18 protein-coding genes are annotated in these 18,079 nt (G+C 72.9%); 10 read left to right on the top strand and 8 right to left on the bottom strand.

Annotation, left to right across the window (positions count from 1 at the left end; translation table 11 throughout):
* Positions 1-29: 29 nt before the first annotated feature.
* Positions 30-263 (top strand): DUF397 domain-containing protein, encoded by a 234-nt coding sequence (locus tag AC5677_RS22220; protein WP_400070868.1) that lies wholly within the window; start codon positions 30-32, stop codon positions 261-263.
* Between the two features lie 88 nt (positions 264-351).
* Positions 352-834, top strand: coding sequence for a hypothetical protein (locus AC5677_RS22215; protein WP_497189672.1), 483 nt, complete (start codon positions 352-354; stop codon positions 832-834).
* A 64-nt stretch (positions 835-898) separates the two neighbouring features.
* On the opposite strand, the gene ilvD is transcribed toward AC5677_RS22215, so the two are convergent.
* The 4 genes from ilvD to AC5677_RS22195 form a co-directional block, all read right to left on the bottom strand.
* On the bottom strand, positions 899-2,749 hold the full coding sequence (gene ilvD, locus AC5677_RS22210) for a dihydroxy-acid dehydratase (RefSeq protein WP_497189671.1): 1,851 nt from the start codon (positions 2,747-2,749) through the stop codon (positions 899-901).
* A 183-nt stretch (positions 2,750-2,932) separates the two neighbouring features.
* The gene (locus AC5677_RS22205; protein ID WP_497189670.1) at positions 2,933-3,556 is read right to left on the bottom strand and encodes a TetR/AcrR family transcriptional regulator; all 624 of its coding nucleotides are present in this window, start codon (positions 3,554-3,556) and stop codon (positions 2,933-2,935) included.
* On the bottom strand, positions 3,553-4,377 hold the full coding sequence (locus tag AC5677_RS22200) for a sugar phosphate isomerase/epimerase family protein (RefSeq protein WP_497189669.1): 825 nt from the start codon (positions 4,375-4,377) through the stop codon (positions 3,553-3,555). Before AC5677_RS22200 ends, AC5677_RS22205 begins: the two co-directional genes overlap by 4 nt.
* Before the next feature lie 57 nt (positions 4,378-4,434).
* A complete protein-coding gene (locus AC5677_RS22195) occupies positions 4,435-5,373 on the bottom strand; it encodes a Ppx/GppA family phosphatase (protein WP_497189668.1) in 939 nt (312 codons plus the stop codon).
* 57 nt (positions 5,374-5,430) lie between these two features.
* On the opposite strand from AC5677_RS22195, the gene AC5677_RS22190 reads away from it, so the two are divergent.
* Positions 5,431-6,294, top strand: a complete 864-nt coding sequence (locus AC5677_RS22190; protein ID WP_497189667.1) for a DUF3109 family protein — start codon at positions 5,431-5,433, stop codon at positions 6,292-6,294.
* An 82-nt stretch (positions 6,295-6,376) separates the two neighbouring features.
* Here AC5677_RS22190 and AC5677_RS22185 read toward each other — a convergent pair whose 3' ends face one another.
* Positions 6,377-6,898, bottom strand: a complete 522-nt coding sequence (locus AC5677_RS22185) for a hypothetical protein (protein ID WP_497189666.1) — start codon at positions 6,896-6,898, stop codon at positions 6,377-6,379.
* Positions 6,899-7,033: 135 nt separating this feature from the next.
* Positions 7,034-8,734 (bottom strand): BACON domain-containing protein, encoded by a 1,701-nt coding sequence (locus AC5677_RS22180; RefSeq protein ID WP_497189665.1) that lies wholly within the window; start codon positions 8,732-8,734, stop codon positions 7,034-7,036.
* A 183-nt stretch (positions 8,735-8,917) separates the two neighbouring features.
* Between AC5677_RS22180 and radA the strand changes: the two genes are divergently transcribed.
* Both radA and disA read left to right on the top strand, forming a co-directional pair.
* Positions 8,918-10,330, top strand: coding sequence for a DNA repair protein RadA (gene radA / locus AC5677_RS22175; protein ID WP_497189664.1), 1,413 nt, complete (start codon positions 8,918-8,920; stop codon positions 10,328-10,330).
* A gap of 132 nt (positions 10,331-10,462) precedes the next feature.
* On the top strand, positions 10,463-11,584 hold the full coding sequence (gene disA / locus AC5677_RS22170) for a DNA integrity scanning diadenylate cyclase DisA (protein ID WP_403827007.1): 1,122 nt from the start codon (positions 10,463-10,465) through the stop codon (positions 11,582-11,584).
* Positions 11,585-11,698: 114 nt separating this feature from the next.
* Here the strand turns inward: disA and AC5677_RS22165 are convergent, their stop codons facing one another.
* Positions 11,699-12,517, bottom strand: coding sequence for a hypothetical protein (locus AC5677_RS22165; protein ID WP_497189663.1), 819 nt, complete (start codon positions 12,515-12,517; stop codon positions 11,699-11,701).
* A 240-nt stretch (positions 12,518-12,757) separates the two neighbouring features.
* A complete protein-coding gene (locus AC5677_RS22160; protein WP_497189662.1) occupies positions 12,758-13,267 on the bottom strand; it encodes a pyridoxamine 5'-phosphate oxidase family protein in 510 nt (169 codons plus the stop codon).
* Positions 13,268-13,442: 175 nt separating this feature from the next.
* Between AC5677_RS22160 and AC5677_RS22155 the strand changes: the two genes are divergently transcribed.
* The 5 genes from AC5677_RS22155 to cseC all read left to right on the top strand — a co-directional run bounded on the left by AC5677_RS22155 (position 13,443) and on the right by cseC (position 18,071).
* Entirely contained in the window at positions 13,443-14,399 is a 957-nt protein-coding gene (locus AC5677_RS22155; protein ID WP_497189661.1) for an HhH-GPD family protein, read from the top strand.
* Positions 14,400-14,702: 303 nt separating this feature from the next.
* A complete protein-coding gene (locus tag AC5677_RS22150; protein WP_400070844.1) occupies positions 14,703-15,254 on the top strand; it encodes a SigE family RNA polymerase sigma factor in 552 nt (183 codons plus the stop codon).
* Between the two features lie 154 nt (positions 15,255-15,408).
* Positions 15,409-16,041: a hypothetical protein gene (locus AC5677_RS22145; RefSeq protein WP_497189660.1), complete on the top strand. Its 633-nt coding sequence runs from the start codon at positions 15,409-15,411 to the stop codon at positions 16,039-16,041.
* A 9-nt stretch (positions 16,042-16,050) separates the two neighbouring features.
* Positions 16,051-16,761, top strand: coding sequence for a two-component system response regulator CseB (gene cseB, locus AC5677_RS22140; RefSeq protein WP_497189659.1), 711 nt, complete (start codon positions 16,051-16,053; stop codon positions 16,759-16,761).
* Between the two features lie 8 nt (positions 16,762-16,769).
* Complete coding sequence (cseC, locus tag AC5677_RS22135) at positions 16,770-18,071, top strand: two-component system sensor histidine kinase CseC (RefSeq protein ID WP_497189658.1); 1,302 nt, start codon at positions 16,770-16,772, stop codon at positions 18,069-18,071.
* The last annotated feature ends 8 nt before the right edge of the window (positions 18,072-18,079 follow it).

The raw sequence follows: 18,079 nt of genomic DNA, 5'->3' as shown, positions 1-18,079 counted from the left end.
ACCCGGCAGACGACCAGGAAGGCACACCGATGCAGAACGGAACCGACCTGTACGCGCTCGACATCGATGGCGCCGCATTCACCACGGCATGCGGCGGCAACACCCACCCGGACGGGGAATCCTGCGTCACCCTCGCTCGAATCGGCCCGGATGCCTGGGCAGTTGGTGACAGCAAGCGACCGGGCCGGGAGCCGCTCCGGTTCACCACGGCGGAACTGGACGCGGCCGGTCTCGACCCGGCGCGGTTCGGGCTCCCGGCCTGACCGGCCCCTCAGCCCCGCCGGCCCCGGCCCTTCATCGAGGGGCCGGATCGGCGGGTCCCCTCACCACATCGAGCCGAACGGGACGACTGTGCACCACCACGGCTATCTCTGGACGGGCCCGAAACAACGCTTCGACGAAGAGGGCGTACGGCGGCCTCCACGCCCCGAGTCGCCTCCCGCAGCAGCACCGGACGACGGGGAACGCCACCGGTTGCAAGAACGGCATCGGGAAGCCGTAGCGGAATTCCCACGTACCAACCTGCCGCCCATCGAAACAGCCCACTGGCTCATGAAGCCCCGAACCTCCGTCCTGGGGACGTGGGAAGAGGCGGACGAGGCGGCGGCCTGGCTCGGGGAACAACTGACGGCGTACGCCACTCGCTTCGACTCCGGCGCCCACCGGAAGGCACCCCACCTGGCCATGCTCGTCAGCTCTGCCACCGAGCGGCTCGGCTGGGGTGGGGACGTGTCCCTCGGCTTCTACCTGGAACGCCCGTCGTTCCTGTCGCTGGCCCTGGTGACCTGTTCCCCGAACCGTTCTCTTCCGGAACTGCGCTGTCCCATCGGGTAGCCGAAGCGCAAAGGGCCCCGCCCGCCGGTGAATCCAGCGGACGGGGCCCGTACGGCTCTCGGGCTCAGCCGAGCTTGCTCACGTCCCGGATCGCGCCCTTGTCGGCGCTGGTTGCCATCGCCGCGTAGGCCCGCAGTGCCTGCGACACCTTGCGTTCGCGGTTCTTCGGGGCGTAGACGCCGCCGAGGGCCTCCCGGCGGGTGGCCAGTGTGGCGTCGTCGACGAGCAGCTCGATGGAGCGGTTCGGGATGTCGATGCGGATGCGGTCGCCGTCCTCGACGAGGGCGATCGTGCCGCCGGAGGCCGCCTCGGGCGAGGCGTGGCCGATGGAGAGGCCGGACGTGCCGCCGGAGAAGCGGCCGTCGGTGATCAGCGCGCAGGTCTTCCCGAGGCCGCGGCCCTTCAGGTACGAGGTCGGGTAGAGCATCTCCTGCATGCCGGGGCCGCCCTTGGGGCCCTCGTAGCGGATGACGACCACGTCGCCGTCCTTGACCTGCTTGTTCAGGATCTTCTCGACGGCCTGCTCCTGGGACTCGCAGACCACGGCCGGGCCCTCGAAGGTCCAGATGGACTCGTCCACGCCCGCGGTCTTCACGACGCAGCCGTCGACGGCGAGATTGCCCTTGAGGACCGCCAGGCCGCCGTCCTTGGAGTACGCGTGCTCAGCCGAGCGGATGCAGCCGCCCGCGGCGTCCTCGTCCAGCGCCTCCCAGCGCTCGGACTGCGAGAAGGCCTGGGAGGAGCGGACGCAGCCGGGGGCCGCGTGCCACAGCTCGACGGCTTCCCGGGACGGGGAGCCTCCGCGCACGTCCCAGGTCTTGAGCCAGTCGGCCAGCGACGGGCTGTGCACGGAGTGCACGTCCTCGTTCAGCAGACCGGCCCGCTGCAGCTCGCCGAGGAGGGCCGGGATGCCGCCGGCGCGGTGCACGTCCTCCATGTAGTACGTGCGGTTGCCGGCGACGTTCGGCGCGACCTTGGCCAGGCAGGGGACGCGGCGCGAGACGGCGTCGATCGCCTCCAGGCCGAAGGGGACCTCCGCCTCCTGGGCCGCGGCGAGGAGGTGCAGGATCGTGTTGGTCGAGCCGCCCATGGCGATGTCGAGGGCCATGGCGTTCTCGAAGGCGTCGAACGTGGCGATGTTGCGCGGCAGGACGGAGTCGTCGTCGCCCTCGTAGTAGCGCTTCACGAGGTCGACGACCGTACGGCCGGCGTTCTCGTACAGCGCCTTGCGGGCGGTGTGGGTGGCCAGCACCGAGCCGTTGCCGGGCAGCGAGAGGCCGATGGCCTCGGTCAGGCAGTTCATCGAGTTGGCGGTGAACATGCCGGAGCAGGAGCCGCAGGTCGGACAGGCGTTGTTCTCGATCCGGAGGATGTCCTCGTCGGAGATCTTGTCGTTGACCGCGTCCGAGATCGCGTCGACCAGGTCGAGGGTGCGGACCGTGCCGTCGACGAGGGTCGCCCGGCCGGACTCCATCGGGCCGCCGGAGACGAAGACCGCCGGGATGTTGAGCCGCAGGGCGGCGTTCAGCATGCCCGGGGTGATCTTGTCGCAGTTGGAGATGCAGATCAGCGCGTCGGCGCAGTGCGCCTCGACCATGTACTCGACCGAGTCGGCGATCAGGTCACGGGAGGGCAGGGAGTACAGCATGCCGCCGTGGCCCATCGCGATGCCGTCGTCGACGGCGATGGTGTTGAACTCGCGCGGGACGGCCCCGGCCGCCTTGACGGCCTCGCTGACGATCCGGCCGACCGGCTGGAGGTGGGTGTGGCCGGGCACGAACTCCGTGAAGGAGTTGGCGATCGCGATGATCGGCTTGCCGATGTCCTCGCGCGCTACGCCCGAGGCCTGCATAAGGGCACGGGCGCCCGCCATGTTGCGGCCATGGGTAACGGTGCGGGACCTCAGCTCGGGCACGATGGTCACTCCCTCGGGATACGTACGCATGGCAGCGGTGCCATACAGCAGCTGATCCCGAGGTTACGCTCTTGATCCAAGATCCGGACACTGACTCCGGTATGTGAGACTCCTGACCGGAGTGCGAGATGCCGCTTTTCGGCCGGGGGCGGCTGACCGCTACGGCCGCGGCGAGAGCTACCGCTACGGCTGGGTCAGGTATCTCTGGAGCGTCGGCGCGACCATCGCGACGATCTCCTCCAGGTCCGCGGACGCCATCGGCTCCATCTTGATCACATAGCGCAGCATCGCGATCCCGATCAGATGGCTCGCGGCCAGCTGCGCCCGGAACTCCGGATCGGGCACCTGCAGCTCGCCGGCCACCCGCTGGAGCAGGCGGCGCTCGACCAGCCCGCGCAGCACCGCCGCCGCGGTGTCGTTGGTCAGCGCGGAGCGCATGATCGCCAGCAGCGGCGGGCGGCTGACCGGGTTCTCCCAGACGCCGAACATGAAGCGGGCCATCCGCTCCCCCGCCCCGGCCTCGCCGCCGCCCACGATCGCGTCCGGCATGGTCAGCGCGGGTGCGAAGGACAGCTCGATGGCCGCCGCGAAGACCTGCTCCTTGGTGCCGAAGTAGTGGTGCACCAGGGCGGCGTCCACCCCGGCCGCCTTGCCGATGGCCCGCACCGAGGTCTTGTCGTAGCCGCGCTCGGCGAATTCCGTACGGGCCGCGGCCAGGATCCGCTCGCGGGCGCCGGGCCCCTCGGCGGCCTCGGCGCGGGCCGGGCGGCCGCGGCGGCGGGCGGGCCGGGACGGCTCCTCGCTCACGACCCCGGCACCCAGGTGGGCGACGCGAGGTGCAGCCGGGTGAAGGCCAGCGCCTCGGCGAGGTCGGCCTCGCGTTCCGAAGCGGACATCGCCCGGCGGGTGTTGACCTCGACGACCACATGCCCGTCGAAACCGGTGGCGGCCAGCCGCTCCAGCACATCGGCGCACGGCTGGCTGCCGCGGCCCGGCACCAGATGCTCGTCCTTGGCGGAGCCGTTGCCGTCGGCCAGATGGACATGCGCCAGCCGGTCGCCCATCCGCTCGACCATCTCCAGCGCGTCATTGCGCGCGGTGGCGGTGTGCGAAAGATCGACGGTGAAGTGGCGGTAGTCGTCGTTGGTGGGGTCCCAGTCCGGGGCGTACGCCAGCATCTCGCGGTCCCGGTAGCGCCACGGATACATGTTCTCGACGGCGAACTTCACATCCGTCTCGTTCTCCATCCGCCACACACCGCGCACGAAGTCCCGGGCGTAACTGCGCTGCCACCGGAACGGCGGGTGCACGACCACCGTCGAGGCGCCCAGCTTCTCCGCGGCGCTGCGGGCCCGCTGGAGCTTGACCCAGGGATCGGTGGACCACACCCGCTGGGTGATCAGCAGACACGGCGCATGCACGGCCAGCACCGGCACCCCGTGGTAGTCCGACAGCCGGCGCAGCGCCTCGATGTCCTGGCTGACCGGGTCGGTCCAGACCATGACCTCGACGCCGTCGTAGCCCAGGCGCGCGGCGATCTCGAAGGCCGTCGCCGTCGACTCCGGATACACCGAGGCCGTGGACAGGGCGACCTTCGCATCGGGGATGCGCACCACTGGCTCCGTCACGAGGGACAGCGTACGGGCCGTGGCTGTGCACCGGGCAGGAGGTCCGGGCCGCCGCGTTCACTCCGTCGCGGGAGGCGGCAGATGGTCCAGCCGCCGCAGGATGACGCCCTCGCGCAGCGCCCACGGGCAGATGGCCAGCGTCTCCACCCCGAACAGATCCATCGCCGCCTCCGCGACCAGCGCCCCGGCCAGCAGCTGCCGGGAGCGGCCCTCGGACACGCCGGGCAGCTCGGCCCGCTCCCGCGCCGACATCCCCGCCAGCCGCGGCACCCACTCCTCCAGCGTCTTACGGGTCAGCTCCCGCTGGACGTACAGGCCCTCCGCCGAGCGCGCCGCGCCCGCGATCCGGGCCAGCTGCCGGAAGGTCTTGGAGGTGCCGACGACATGATCGGGCGTGCCGAAGCGTGTGAAATCGCTCACCACCCGGGCGATCTCGGCCCGCACCCGGCGCCGCAGCGCCCGTACGTCCTCCGGGTCCGGCGGGTCGCCGGGCAGATCGCGGCCGGTCAGCCGGCCCGCGCCGAGCGGCAGGGAGGCCGCCGCGTCCGGCTCCTCGTCCAGGCCGTACGCGATCTCCAGCGAGCCGCCGCCGATGTCCAGTACGAGCAGCCGCCCCGAGGACCAGCCCAGCCACCGGCGGGCGGCGAGGAAGGTGAGCCGCGCCTCGTCCTGGCCGGACAGCACCCGCAGCTCGACGCCGGTCGCCGCGGCGACCCGGCGCAGCACGTCCTCGCTGTTGGTGGCCTCGCGGACCGCGGAGGTGGCGAACGGCAGCACGTCCTCGACGCCCTTGTCCTCGGCCACCTGGAGCGCCTCCAGGACGGTGGCCACCAGCCGCTCCACGCCGTGGTCGCTTATGGCGCCGTCGTCGAGGAGTTCGGCAAGGCGCAGCTCCGCCTTGTGCGAGTAGGCGGGCAGCGGTCGCGCGCCGGGGTGTGCGTCCACCACCAGGAGATGGACCGTATTCGAACCCACATCGAGGACACCGAGTCTCATGAGGGGAAACCTACTGCCGCGGCCGGTGAGTCTTGTCAGCCGCCTTAGGCTGGAGTCGTGGCAAAGACGAAAAAGGCGAAGAAGACAAAGCACGCCAAGCAGGAAAAGTCCGCGGCGGGCGGGGCGTCGCCCGACGAGGTGGGCCTCGACTTCGCCCGCGCCTGGGTCACCTTCCCCGACCCGGCCGATGACGAGCAGCTCTTCCGCTGCGACCTGACCTGGCTGACCTCGCGCTGGACCTGCATCTTCGGCAGCGGCTGCCAGGGTATCCAGGCCGGCCGCGCGGACGACGGGTGCTGCACGCTCGGCGCGCACTTCTCCGACGAGGAGGACGAGGAGCGGGTCGCGACGCATGTGGCGCGCCTCACGCCCGACCTGTGGCAGTTCCACGACGTCGGCACGACGACCGGCTGGACGGAGGAGGACGAGGACGGCGAGCGGCAGACCCGCCGCTGGCAGGGCTCGTGCATCTTCCAGAACCGCCCCGGCTTCCCCGCCGGCGCGGGCTGCTCGCTGCACATCCTCGCGCTGCGCGAGGGCCGCGAGCCGCTGGAGACCAAGCCGGACGTGTGCTGGCAGCTGCCCATCCGGCGCACCTACGACTGGATCGACCGGCCCGACGACACGCAGATCCTCCAGGTGACGATCGGCGAGTACGACCGGCGCGGCTGGGGTCCGGGCGGCCATGACCTGCACTGGTGGTGCACCTCGGCGACCTCGGCGCACGGCGCGGGCGACCCCGTCTACGTCACGTACAAGCCGGAGCTGACCGAGCTGATGGGCAAGAAGGGCTACGCCAAGCTCGCCGAACTGTGCGAGGAGCGGCTGTCGGCGACGCTGCCGATGGCCCCGCATCCGGCGGATCCGAAGCCGGCGGGCGCGAAGCCGGAGGCCTCGAAGCCGGCGGGCGGGAAGAAGTAGGGGCGGGTCGGGGCCGGAAAGGCCCCGGCCGCCTTCGGACGGGCCCTGGGGGCGGGCCCGGCCAGGACCCACCGGAGCGCCCCTAGCCCGCCCATTCCCGCAGCAGCCGCTCCCGCTCCGCGCCCCGAGGCGAGCCGCCGTCCCAGGCGCGGCCCCACTCCGCCATCGCCGCCAGCGTCGTGGACATCGTCGCGGCGCCTTCCGTGAGGCGGGACAGGAGGGCCCGGGAGAGTTCGACCTCCGCCGGGGAGTAGCCGACGGCCGCGGCCGCGTAGGCCGTCAACTCGTGGTCGCCGCCGGGCGATTCCACCCGCACCGTGATCAACGGCGGAGCGTCCCCCGCCAGGCCGGAGCCGATGGCGAGGTTCATCACCGTGTCCAGGGCCAGGTCCTTGACCGCGCCGGCCTGCCGCTTCAGGGATTTCACGGGGACGTCCGCCACCGTCAGGGCGTGGACGTCCTCCCACAGGTACAGGCCGGACTGGCTGTCGCCGAGGGCCACCACGCCCTCGGGGGTCAGGCGTACTCCAGGGGCGAGACCGGTCGGCTTCGCGCCCAGGTACACGTCGCCCTCGGTGATCCAGAACAGGCCGACCATGGCCATGCGTTGCTCACTTCCCCCGACGACGGCACCGCCGTCGTATCGCACGTCAAACGATCAGGTCGTCCCGCGCAACGCGCGACGGCGCCGAGAAGTTCCCGCATTCCCGGGCGGGACGGGCGGGCTCAGCGGGCCGGCTCAGCGGGCGGGGTTGGTGGTCGTGGACGGCTGCGTCGACGGGGTCGGTGTCGGGGTCGGGTCCGTGGGGCTCGGCGTCGGCGTGGGGTGCGTGGGGGTCGGTGTGGGCGTCGGGGTCGAAGGGGGCGGGGTGGGGGCCGGGGGCGAGGGGTCGCTCGGGCCCGGGTCGGGGTCGGTCACGCCGTAGCCCTCCATCGCGACGGCGGTGCCGCCGGGCTCGATCGCGATACGGGTCCGCCAGTGGCCCTCGGGCTCCCGGTCGTGATCGACGTAGACCGTGATCGTCGTGGACTCCCCCGGCCGCAGCACCCCGGCCGTATGGCTCATCTGGAGCCAGGGCGCACCGGCCGACGCCGTCCAGCGCACCGGGGTGCCGCCGGACGCGCTGAGCGTGATGACCGTCGTCGCGCCGCTCGGGTGCACCGTGACGGTCAGCCGGCCCGGACCCGACCGGCCCCGGGCGGCGTCGGCCGGCCGCAGTGGGGTGCCGTCCGCGCCGATGACCTGGGCCGACACATCGGACGCCGGGTCGCCCGGGGCGGGGGCCGGGCCGGGGGTCGTCCGGGCGTTGCCGGCGTTCTCGTAGCGGCGGCCGCCCAGCCGCCCGTCGTGACCGCCGGACTCGTTGGCCGTCACCGCGGGCGTGCCGTCCGTCGTCTCCTCGGTCGCCGGGGCCTGGCGGTACGCGGCCCATACGGCCAGCATCGGCGCGGCCAGCACGGTGGCGACGACGGTGCTGGTCAGCGCCCGGTTGCGCAGCCGGCGGCGGCGGGCGGCGCGGTCGGTGGGGGCGGCCGGGAATCCGCTGCGGTCATAGCGAGGAGAACCGTTTGCCCCGGTGGCTCTGCCCGCGCGTCCGGGGGCCGCCGCCGCGCCCGCGCCCGCCACTCCCTCCGCGCGCCCCGACCGCGACCGCCGGGCCGCCGCCATCGCCTCGGCCACCGCCGCCCGCGGCGCGGCGACCACCGGCAGCGAGCCGGGGCCGGCGGGCTCGGTGCCCGGCCAGGGACCGGCGGCGGTGGCCCGCTCCGCCGTCCGACGGCACTCGGGGCAGTCGTCCACATGCCGCACCAGCTCCCGGCGGAGCGCCGGGCCCAGCAGCATCTGGGTGTCGGCCGCGAGCCGCGCGACCTCCGGGCAGCGACCGCGTTCGACGACGGCCAGCGCGGCCCGGGTCCGCTCGACCTCGCAGGAGGCGGCGGCCAGCAGCACATGGGTGGCGGCCGGTTCGGCGCCGAGCACCGCGGCGACCTCGCCCGCCGGGAGGCGATGGCGTACCGACAGCTCCAGCGCCTCGCGCTGCTCGGGGGTCGTGCCGGCGGCCTCCGGCCACGCCAGCGTGGCGAGTTCACGCTGCCGGGCCTCGGCATCGGCGGGCTCCTCGCCGCCCTGCCCGAACGGCGCCTGGGGGACGTCCGCGAGCCGGCGCAGACACGCCCAGCGGGCCAGGGCGTAGAGCCAGGGCCGGTAGAGGTCCGGGCAGGACGGGCGGCGGCCGTGGTGCCGCTCGGCGAGCGCCAGCGTCTCGCCGAGCACCGCGGTCGCCGCGTCGTGCTCGCACAGCACCGACAGGCAGTACGTGAACAGTCCGTCCAGACAGGCGTCGTAGCGCTCCATGCGCTCGGCACGGTCCTGGGTCTGCGGGCTGCGCGACCGGTGTGCGCCGGTGGAGTGCGTGGGGTGCTCAAGCCTGCTGCTCATCACCCGGACGGTAGGCGGATGATGCAGCCGCACTCGCTCCCCTTGGACAGTTTTAACCCCTACGGGTGACCTTCTCCCTCAAAAGGGGACACCAGCCATCAGTCCCGTCCCGCGCGCACCACCCGGTCGGCCCAACCGGCGGCGCCGCCGGGCACTGTCGGTGCCCGCCGATACGGTGACCCCATGGCAACCCGTAAAACGTCGGCCAAGGAGCGCCCCTCCTACCGTTGCACCGAGTGCGGCTGGACCACCGCGAAGTGGCTCGGCCGCTGCCCCGAGTGCCAGGCGTGGGGCACGGTCGAGGAGTTCGGCGGCACCCCCGCGGTCCGCACGACCGCGCCCGGCCGGGTCACCACCGCCGCGGTGCCCATCGCCCAGGTCGACGGCCGGCAGGCCACCGCCCGCTCCACGGGCGTGCCCGAGCTGGACCGCGTACTGGGTGGCGGGCTGGTCCCCGGCGCGGTCGTTCTCCTGGCGGGCGAGCCGGGCGTCGGCAAGTCCACGCTCCTCCTGGACGTCGCCGCCAAGGCGGCAAGCGGCGACCACCGCACGCTCTACGTCACGGGCGAGGAGTCCGCGAGCCAGGTACGGCTGCGCGCCGACCGCATCGGCGCCCTCCACGACGACCTCTACCTCGCCGCCGAGACGGACCTGTCCGCCGTCCTCGGCCATCTGGACAGCGTCAAGCCGTCCCTGCTCGTCCTCGACTCGGTCCAGACCGTCGCCTCGCCCGAGATCGACGGGGCGCCGGGCGGTATGGCCCAGGTCCGCGAGGTGGCCGGCGCATTGATCCGCGCGTCCAAGGAGCGCGGCATGGCCACGCTCCTGGTGGGCCATGTCACCAAGGACGGCGCCATCGCCGGCCCCCGCCTCCTGGAGCACCTGGTCGACGTGGTCCTCCAGTTCGAGGGCGACCGCCATGCCCGTCTCCGCCTGGTCCGGGGCGTCAAGAACCGCTACGGCACCACCGACGAGGTGGGCTGCTTCGAGCTGCACGACGAGGGGATCATCGGCCTCGCCGACCCCTCCGGCCTGTTCCTGACCCGCCGCGACGAGCCGGTGCCCGGTACGTGCCTGACGGTCACCCTGGAGGGCCGCCGCCCCCTGGTCGCCGAGGTCCAGGCGCTGACCGTCGACTCCCAGATCCCCTCCCCCCGGCGGACGACCTCCGGCCTGGAGACCTCCCGGGTCTCGATGATGCTGGCCGTCCTGGAGCAGCGCGGCCGGATCAGCGCCCTGGGCAAACGCGACATCTACAGCGCGACGGTCGGCGGCGTGAAGCTGACCGAGCCCGCCGCCGACCTCGCCGTCGCCCTCGCGCTGGCCAGCGCCGCCAGCGACACCCCGCTGCCGAAGAACCTGGTCGCCATCGGCGAGGTGGGCCTCGCGGGCGAGGTCCGGCGGGTCACGGGCGTCCAGCGCCGCCTGTCGGAGGCGGCCAGGCTCGGCTTCACCCACGCCCTGGTCCCCGCCGACCCCGGCAAGATCCCCGACGGAATGCGGGTGATCGAGGTCGCCGATGTCGGGCAGGCGCTGAGCGTGCTGCCCAAGCGGGTGCGGCGGGAGGCACCACAGGATCAGGAGCAACGCCGGTAGACTTTGCCCTGGTCTCGCCCGTCACCGCAGTCGTGTGACCGACTGGGCTCCCGTCGTACTCTCGCTGAGTACGTCACCGCAGCACGGGCCGGGCGGCCCGCGGACCGAATGACCTTGCGACGGAGGAGTGCAGTGGCAGCCAACGACCGGGCATCGGCTCCCGGCAGGTCCGGGAGCTCCGGCACCGATCGCCTGATGCGCGCCACGCTGAGCGCCGTCGCGCCCGGTACGGCCCTGCGCGACGGCCTGGAACGGGTCCTGCGCGGCAATACGGGCGGCCTGATCGTCCTCGGCTGGGACAAGACCGTCGAGTCGATGTGTACCGGCGGCTTCGTCCTCGACGTCGAATTCACCGCCACCCGCCTGCGCGAACTGTGCAAGCTCGACGGCGCCCTCGTCCTCGACAAGGACATCACCAAGATCCTGCGGGCCGGCGTCCAGCTCGTCCCCGACGCCTCGATCCCCACCGAGGAGACCGGCACCCGTCACCGCACGGCCCAGCGCGTCTCCATCCAGGCGGGCTTCCCGGTCGTCTCGGTCAGCCAGTCGATGCGCCTGATCGCCCTGTACGTCGACGGCGAGCGCCGGGTCCTGGAGGAGTCGGCCGCGATCCTCTCCCGCGCCAACCAGGCCCTGGCGACCCTGGAGCGCTACAAGCTCCGCCTGGACGAGGTCGCCGGCACCCTCTCCGCCCTCGAGATCGAGGACCTGGTCACGGTCCGGGACGTCACCGCCGTCGCCCAGCGCCTCGAAATGGTCCGCCGCATCGCCACGGAGATCGCCGAGTACGTCGTCGAGCTCGGCACGGACGGCCGCCTCCTCTCGCTCCAGCTGGACGAGCTGATCGCCGGCGTGGAGCCGGAACGCGAGCTGGTCGTCCGCGACTACGTCCCCGAGCCGACCGCCAAGCGCTCCCGCACGGTCGCCGAGGCGCTCGCCGAGCTGGACTCGCTCAGCCACACCGAGCTCCTCGAACTCCCCGCCGTGGCCCGCGCATTGGGCTACAGCGGCGCGCCCGAGACGCTGGACTCCGCGGTCTCCCCGCGCGGCTTCCGCCTGCTGGCGAAGGTCCCCCGGCTGCCCGGCACGGTCATCGACCGCCTCGTCGACCACTTCGGCGGCCTCCAGAAGCTGCTCGCCGCCAGCGTGGACGACCTCCAGGCCGTCGACGGCGTCGGCGAGGCCCGCGCCCGTTCGGTCCGCGAGGGCCTGTCGCGGCTGGCGGAGTCGTCGATCCTGGAGCGGTACGTCTGACGCCTGGGCGCCGTACGGTGCGGCGGGCGCCCGTCGCGGCCGCCGCAGCGTACGCCCCGGGCCGGCCCGCTTCCCGCCGGGCCCGGCCCTCCGCGATCCGGCCCCGGGGCCGGCTCAGCCCTTGGCGAGCGTGAACTTCGCCTCCGCCGGGTCCAGCCCCGGCACCTTCGCCTCGATGACGTACTTCCCGGCCGGCACCGCCGCCGCGCTCGGGGTCGCGCACTGCGGGGCGCTGGCCCGCCGGTCCCATTCGACGGTGCGCTCCACGGAGCCCTTCGACGGAACCTTCAGGAGGGCCGGGCTCGTGCCCGCGGGGCAGTCGTTGGAGGCCCACACCCGGTCGTCGCCCGCGGAGTCCTTGATCGTCAGCACCGCGGCCTTGCGGCCCAGGTCGACCTTGCAGGCGACGTCCGCGGAATTCTCGACCGTCAGCTCGAACCGCGGCTTCTCACCCTGCTTGTAGCTGCTCTTGACGCTGCGGAGACTCAACTCGGCACCGCTGGTGGTGCAGTTGAGGAGCGGGGAGTCGGCAGGTACGAGCTTGCCGCCCGCGCCCTCGCCGATGGGCCCGCCGGCGGAACCGCCGCCGGCCGCGCCGTCGCCGGAGCCCTTGTCGCCCTCGTCCGATCCGGACCCGCCGCCCGCACCGTCCGAGCCCGACTCGCCCCCGCCGCCCGATCCGCCACGCCCGCCCGGCTTTTGACTGATCGCCGGCCCGCTGCCGGAGGGGCCGGGCGTGATGGACGTCGCCGGCCCCGAGCCGTGCGCCTTGCCGTTGCCGCCCTTGCCGCCGGTCTGTTCGGTGTCCCCGCCCATGCTGAGGACCCACACGACCACAAGGGCGAGCAGTGCGACGATGGCCAGCGCAACGGCCCTCCGCCGCCAGTAGATGGAGGAGGGAAGCGGCCCGATCGGATTGCGCAGTGATCCCACGTGGAAACTCTACGAGAGATCGGCGCGCAGACCGGCCAGTACCCGCCGCACGACGCTGCAACTTTTCCCATCATCGGCCCGGATACGGCCCGTCGGGGAGCCGGTGTGGGGCATTGCCACCGATCCGGCACGATCACACCCGATGTGCCGCGCCCCGCGCGTTCCGGACGTTTGCGCACCGAAAACCACCCGGCGGAAACGGCCCGGCGAAACGGCGCGGACGGAAACGGCCCAGGGCGGCTACGCGCTCCCGGCCCGCCGCCACTCCTCCTTGTGCCCGAATCCGCGGCCGTTGTCGATCAGCCGCAGCCAGTCGGGGCGCAGCTCCCACAGCGTGGTCCGCTCCAGGGCCGCGCGCAGCGACTCGCTCTCGGCGACGAAGGGGAAGCGTCCGGTGTAGACGCGCCAGCCGGCCGCCCGCTCGTCGTCCCCCAGCGGCCGGCAGCGGCCCCGCCCCTGAAGACCGGTCAGCCCGCTCCACTCCTGGCCGTCGCGCTGCGCGGTGAAGGCGACGCGCGCGCCGCCGCTCGCGGGTGCGGGTCCGGCCAGCGCCCGGCCGTGCCGCGTGCCGGTCGAGGTGACGAAGTAGAGGACCGGCCCCGCGTCCGGGCCGGGCGCGTACAGCACCGCGGCCGCCTGCGGCCCGTCCTCGTCCACATACGCCAAGGTCATCGTCGTATGCGCGGCCAGCGCCCGACGGATTTCCACCGGGCACGGGCTGTCCTTTGTGACCGGATTTTCTTCGCTCATGACCACATCTTCTTCCCTCCTGTTCCCTCCTGATTCCCTCGTGGCCGCTTCCCCCGCGTACCGCCGGTAGCGGCCACCCGTACGTACCGGGCCGTCCCGCGTGCGAGTGGGCGCGGGCGGCGCGGGGCCGGGGCGTTTCCCGGGCGGGCGTGGGCGTGCCAGGATCGGTGGTGCCATGACTTCGACGCCTGCCACATCCACTGCCATGACCGCCGCCGCCGAGACCACCTCCGCCGCTTCCGCCGCGGAGGCCGCCGACGGGACCGCGCTGCACGGCCCGGTCACCGACTGGTTCGACGAGCACGCCCGTGATCTGCCCTGGCGCCGCCCCGAGGCGGGTGCCTGGGGCGTGATGGTCAGCGAGTTCATGCTGCAGCAGACGCCGGTCAGCCGAGTGCTGCCGGTGTACGAGCAGTGGCTGGCCCGCTGGCCGCGCCCCGCCAACCTGGCCGCCGAGGCGCCGGGCGAGGCGGTCCGCGCCTGGGGCCGGCTCGGCTATCCGCGGCGCGCGCTGCGGCTGCACGCGGCCGCGTCCGCCATACAGGAGCGGCACGGCGGTGACGTACCGCGCGAGCACGGCCAGTTGCTGGCGCTGCCCGGTGTCGGCGAGTACACCGCCGCGGCCGTGGCGTCCTTCGCGTACCGGCAGCGGCACGCGGTGCTGGACACCAATGTGCGCCGGGTGTTCGCCCGCGCGGTCACCGGCTCCCAGTACCCGCCGAACGCCACCACGGCCGCCGAGCGCAAGCTCGCCCGCGCCCTGCTGCCCGAGGACGAGCAGCTGGCGGCGCGCTGGGCGGCGGCCACGATGGAGCTGGGCGCCCTGGTGTGCACGGCGCGCTCCCCGGAGTGTCAGCGCTGCCCGATCGCGGCGCAGTGCGCCTGGCGACTGGCCGGATCGCCGGCGCACGAGGGTCCGCCGCGGCGCACCCAGACGTACGCCGGCACCGACCGCCAGGTGCGCGGCAAGCTGCTGGCCGTACTGCGGGAGGCGGTGGCTCCGGTGCCGCAGCAGGTGCTGGACGCGGTGTGGGACGAGCCGGTGCAGCGGGCCCGTGCGCTCGACGGGCTGGTCTCGGACGGCCTGGTGGAGCCGCTGGGCGGCGGCCGGTACCGGCTGCCGCACGCGTAACGACCGAAGCCCGCATCACCGCGTGGCTGAAAGCGGCCCCAATTCGGCTTGATTGCGCTTGATTGGGGCCGTCGGCCTTTAGGCGGGCGCCCTCATCCCCCCGGAGTATGACCCGAACCGGCCCGCCGTCCGCCCCAGGTATGACCCCTGGCCTGCTGTTACACAACCGAAGGATTTCCGTGCATTCGCTGTGGGGGCGATGCACATTACGTCGCAACACCCCCTCCGTAGCGTCTTCCTCGTGCTGGAGATGACCGCCAGCGCATTCAACGTGGGGAACGCAAGCGGATCGGAGGCGTCGGGATGGCGACCAGCGGCGGCAAGGTACTGGACTTCGAAGAGTATGTGCGTACGCGGCAGGAGGCCCTGCTGCGCAGCGCCCGGCGACTGGTCCCGGACCCGGTCGACGCCCAGGACCTGCTCCAGACGGCCCTCGTCCGCACGTACGGCCGCTGGGACGGCATCGCCGACAAGTCGCTGGCCGACGCCTACCTCCGCCGCGTCATGATCAACACCCGTACGGAGTGGTGGCGCGCCCGCAAGCTGGAGGAGGTGCCCACCGAGCAGCTCCCCGACGCGAGCGTCGACGACGGCACCGAGCAGCGCGCCGACCGGGCCCTGCTGATGGACATCCTCGGCGTGCTCGCGCCCAAGCAACGCAGCGTGGTCGTGCTGCGACACTGGGAGCAGATGAGCACGGAGGAGACCGCGGCGGCGCTGGGCATGTCCACCGGGACGGTCAAGAGCACGCTGCACCGAGCCCTCGCCCGGCTCCGCCAGGAGCTGGAGAATCGCGACATCGACGCGCGGATGCTGGAGCGCGGCGACCGGGACCGGGAGCGGTGCGCGGCCTGACCGTGACGAACGTCGCGGCACACTTCACGGCATGTCGCGCGACAATCGCCACACGAGCACGACAGAGCACCACACGAGCAGCGGCGGGACCAGCGGCTGTGCGAGCGGCACGGTGAGCAGGAGCGGATTGTCCAGGAACAGGTTGACCGGGGGGTTGACCAGAGGCGGCGCGGTCACGGCGGGCGTGGCCGCCGTCGGCCTTTTGCTGGCCGGATGCAATCCCGGTGGCGACGGCGTACGGACCGAGGGCTCGGCCACGGGCACGCCCGCACCCGCGGGCAAGGTGAGCGCCGTCCCCTCCCCGGCCTCCGGTTACAAGAAGGTCGACGCGGTCGAGCTGCTCAAGCACGACCCCAAGGTCGGCGACGACGTGAAGAAGTCCCTCGCCAAGCCCTGCGCGGCGGACGAGTACCCGGTCGAGGTGACGTACGCCTCACTGACCGGCAACAAAGACCCCGACGTCATCGTCAACGTCATGACCTGCGCGGACTCCGTCGGCCTCGGCGCCTATGTGTTCCGTAAACAGCGCGACGGCGGGTATGACAACGTGTACCGCAATGAGCAGCCGTCGGTCTCCGCCGGGGTCAGCAAGGGAGGCCTGGAGGTCTCCGTGCAGACCTATGAAGCCGACGACCCGGTGTGCTGCCCATCGGGCGAGGACGTCCTGACCTACCGCTGGTCGGACGACCGCTTCACCCCGTACGGCGAGAAGTCCCACACCGACTACAGCAAGACCACCGTCGACAACGCACCCGTGGCCACCGACGGCACGGGATCGGAGGGTTGAGACAACGGCATGGCCGACACCCATGTGCTCTTCGTCGAGGACGACGACGTGATCCGCGAGGCCACCCAGCTCGCCCTGGAGCGGGACGGCTTCGAGGTCACCGCCATGCCCGACGGGCTCGCCGGGCTGGAGGCGTTCCGCGCCAACCGCCCGGACATCGCCCTGCTCGATGTCATGGTGCCGGGCCTGGACGGCGTCAGCCTGTGCCGCCGCATCCGCGACGAGTCCACGGTCCCGGTGATCATGCTCTCGGCCCGCGCCGACTCCATCGACGTCGTTCTCGGCCTGGAGGCCGGCGCCGACGACTACGTCACCAAGCCCTTCGACGGCGCCGTCCTGGTCGCCCGGATCCGCGCCGTCCTGCGCCGCTTCGGCCACGCCAGCGGCCCCGACGGCAACGGCAACGGCGCCACCGACACGGACGGGCCCGCCGAGGCCGTCCTGCGCTTCGGCGACCTGGAGGTCGACACCGAGGGCATGGAGGTCCGCAAGGCCGGCCAGAACGTCGCCCTCACCCCCACCGAGATGCGGCTGCTGCTGGAATTCTCCAACGCCCCTGGTACGGTCCTCTCCCGCGACCGCCTCCTGGAGCGGGTCTGGGACTACGGCTGGGGCGGCGACACCCGCGTCGTCGACGTCCACGTCCAGCGGCTGCGCGGCAAGATCGGCCAGGACCGGATCGAGACGGTCCGCGGCTTCGGCTACAAGCTGAGAGGCTGACACCCCCGGTGGTCAGGCTGGCCCTGCGCACGGGCCTGAGATGGAAGCTCAGCGCGGCGATCGCGCTCGTGGGAGCGCTGGTCGCGATCGCGCTGAGCCTTGTCGTGCACAACGCGGCCCGGCACTCCATGCTCGACAGCAGCCGCGACGTGCAGGTCGAGCGGCTCAACTTCACCGAGAAGATCTTCCGGTCGAGCAACCGCCTCCAGTTCGGCGCCCGCATCAACGACCCGGCGCTGCCGGAGGCCCTCAAGAAGGAGATCGGCGAGGGCGAGCGCGCCACCTACGTCCAGGACGACGGCGACCAGGCCCCCGAGGTCTGGGCGGCCACCCCGCTCGGCAACGGCCAGGTGCTGTCCCTGCACGACCCCTTCTTCGACCGCTTCACCGTCCTGGACGACCTGGACCGGGCGCTGCTGATCGGCTCGTCCGCGGTCGTCCTCGGCGGCTGCGCACTGGGCGTACTGATCGGCGGGCAGCTCTCCCAGCGGCTGCGCAAGGCGGCCGCCGCCGCGGGCAAGCTCGCCGAGGGCGATACGTCCGTCCGCATCCGTGACGAGGTCGGCGGCCGCGTCCGCGACGAGACGGACGACCTCGCCTGGGCCGTCGACGCCATGTCCGATGCCCTCCAGCAGCGCATCGAGGCCGAGCGCCGGGTCACCGCCGACATCGCCCACGAACTGCGCACCCCGGTGACCGGGCTCCTCACCGCCGCGGAACTCCTGCCCCCCGGCCGCCCCTCCGAGCTGGTCCGCGACCGCGCCCAGGCGCTGCGCACCCTCGTCGAGGACGTCCTCGAAGTGGCCCGCCTCGACGGCTACGCCGAGCGCGCCGAGCTTCAGGACGTCGCCCTGGGCGAATTCGTCAGCCGCCGCGTCCGCGCGCTCAGCCAGGACGTCAGCGTCGACGTCGTACGGGACGCCGACGTCACCACCGACCCCCGCCGCCTGGAACGCATCCTCGGCAACCTCATCGCCAACGCGGCCCGGCACGGCAAGCCGCCCATCGAGGTCACGGTCGAGGGCCGCGTCCTGCGCGTCCGCGACCACGGCCCCGGCTTCCCCGAGCACCTCCTGCGCGAGGGCCCAAGCCGCTTCCGCACCGGCAGCACCGACCGCGCCGGCCGCGGCCACGGCCTCGGCCTGACCATCGCCGCAGGTCAGGCCCGCGTCCTCGGCGCCCGCCTCACCTTCCGCAACGCCGACGAGCTGACGGACGGCTCGACGGGCGCGGTGTCGGTGCTGTGGCTGCCGGAGAACGCACCGACGAGCACGGGCAGCTTCCCGGTCATCCACCTGCCGGACCGCTGACCGGCGGC

Source organism: Streptomyces sp. JLSY215 (assembly GCF_059682825.1).
The sequence above is the reverse complement of the archived record's forward strand: the minus strand, read 5'-3'. Positions and strand labels throughout refer to the sequence as shown.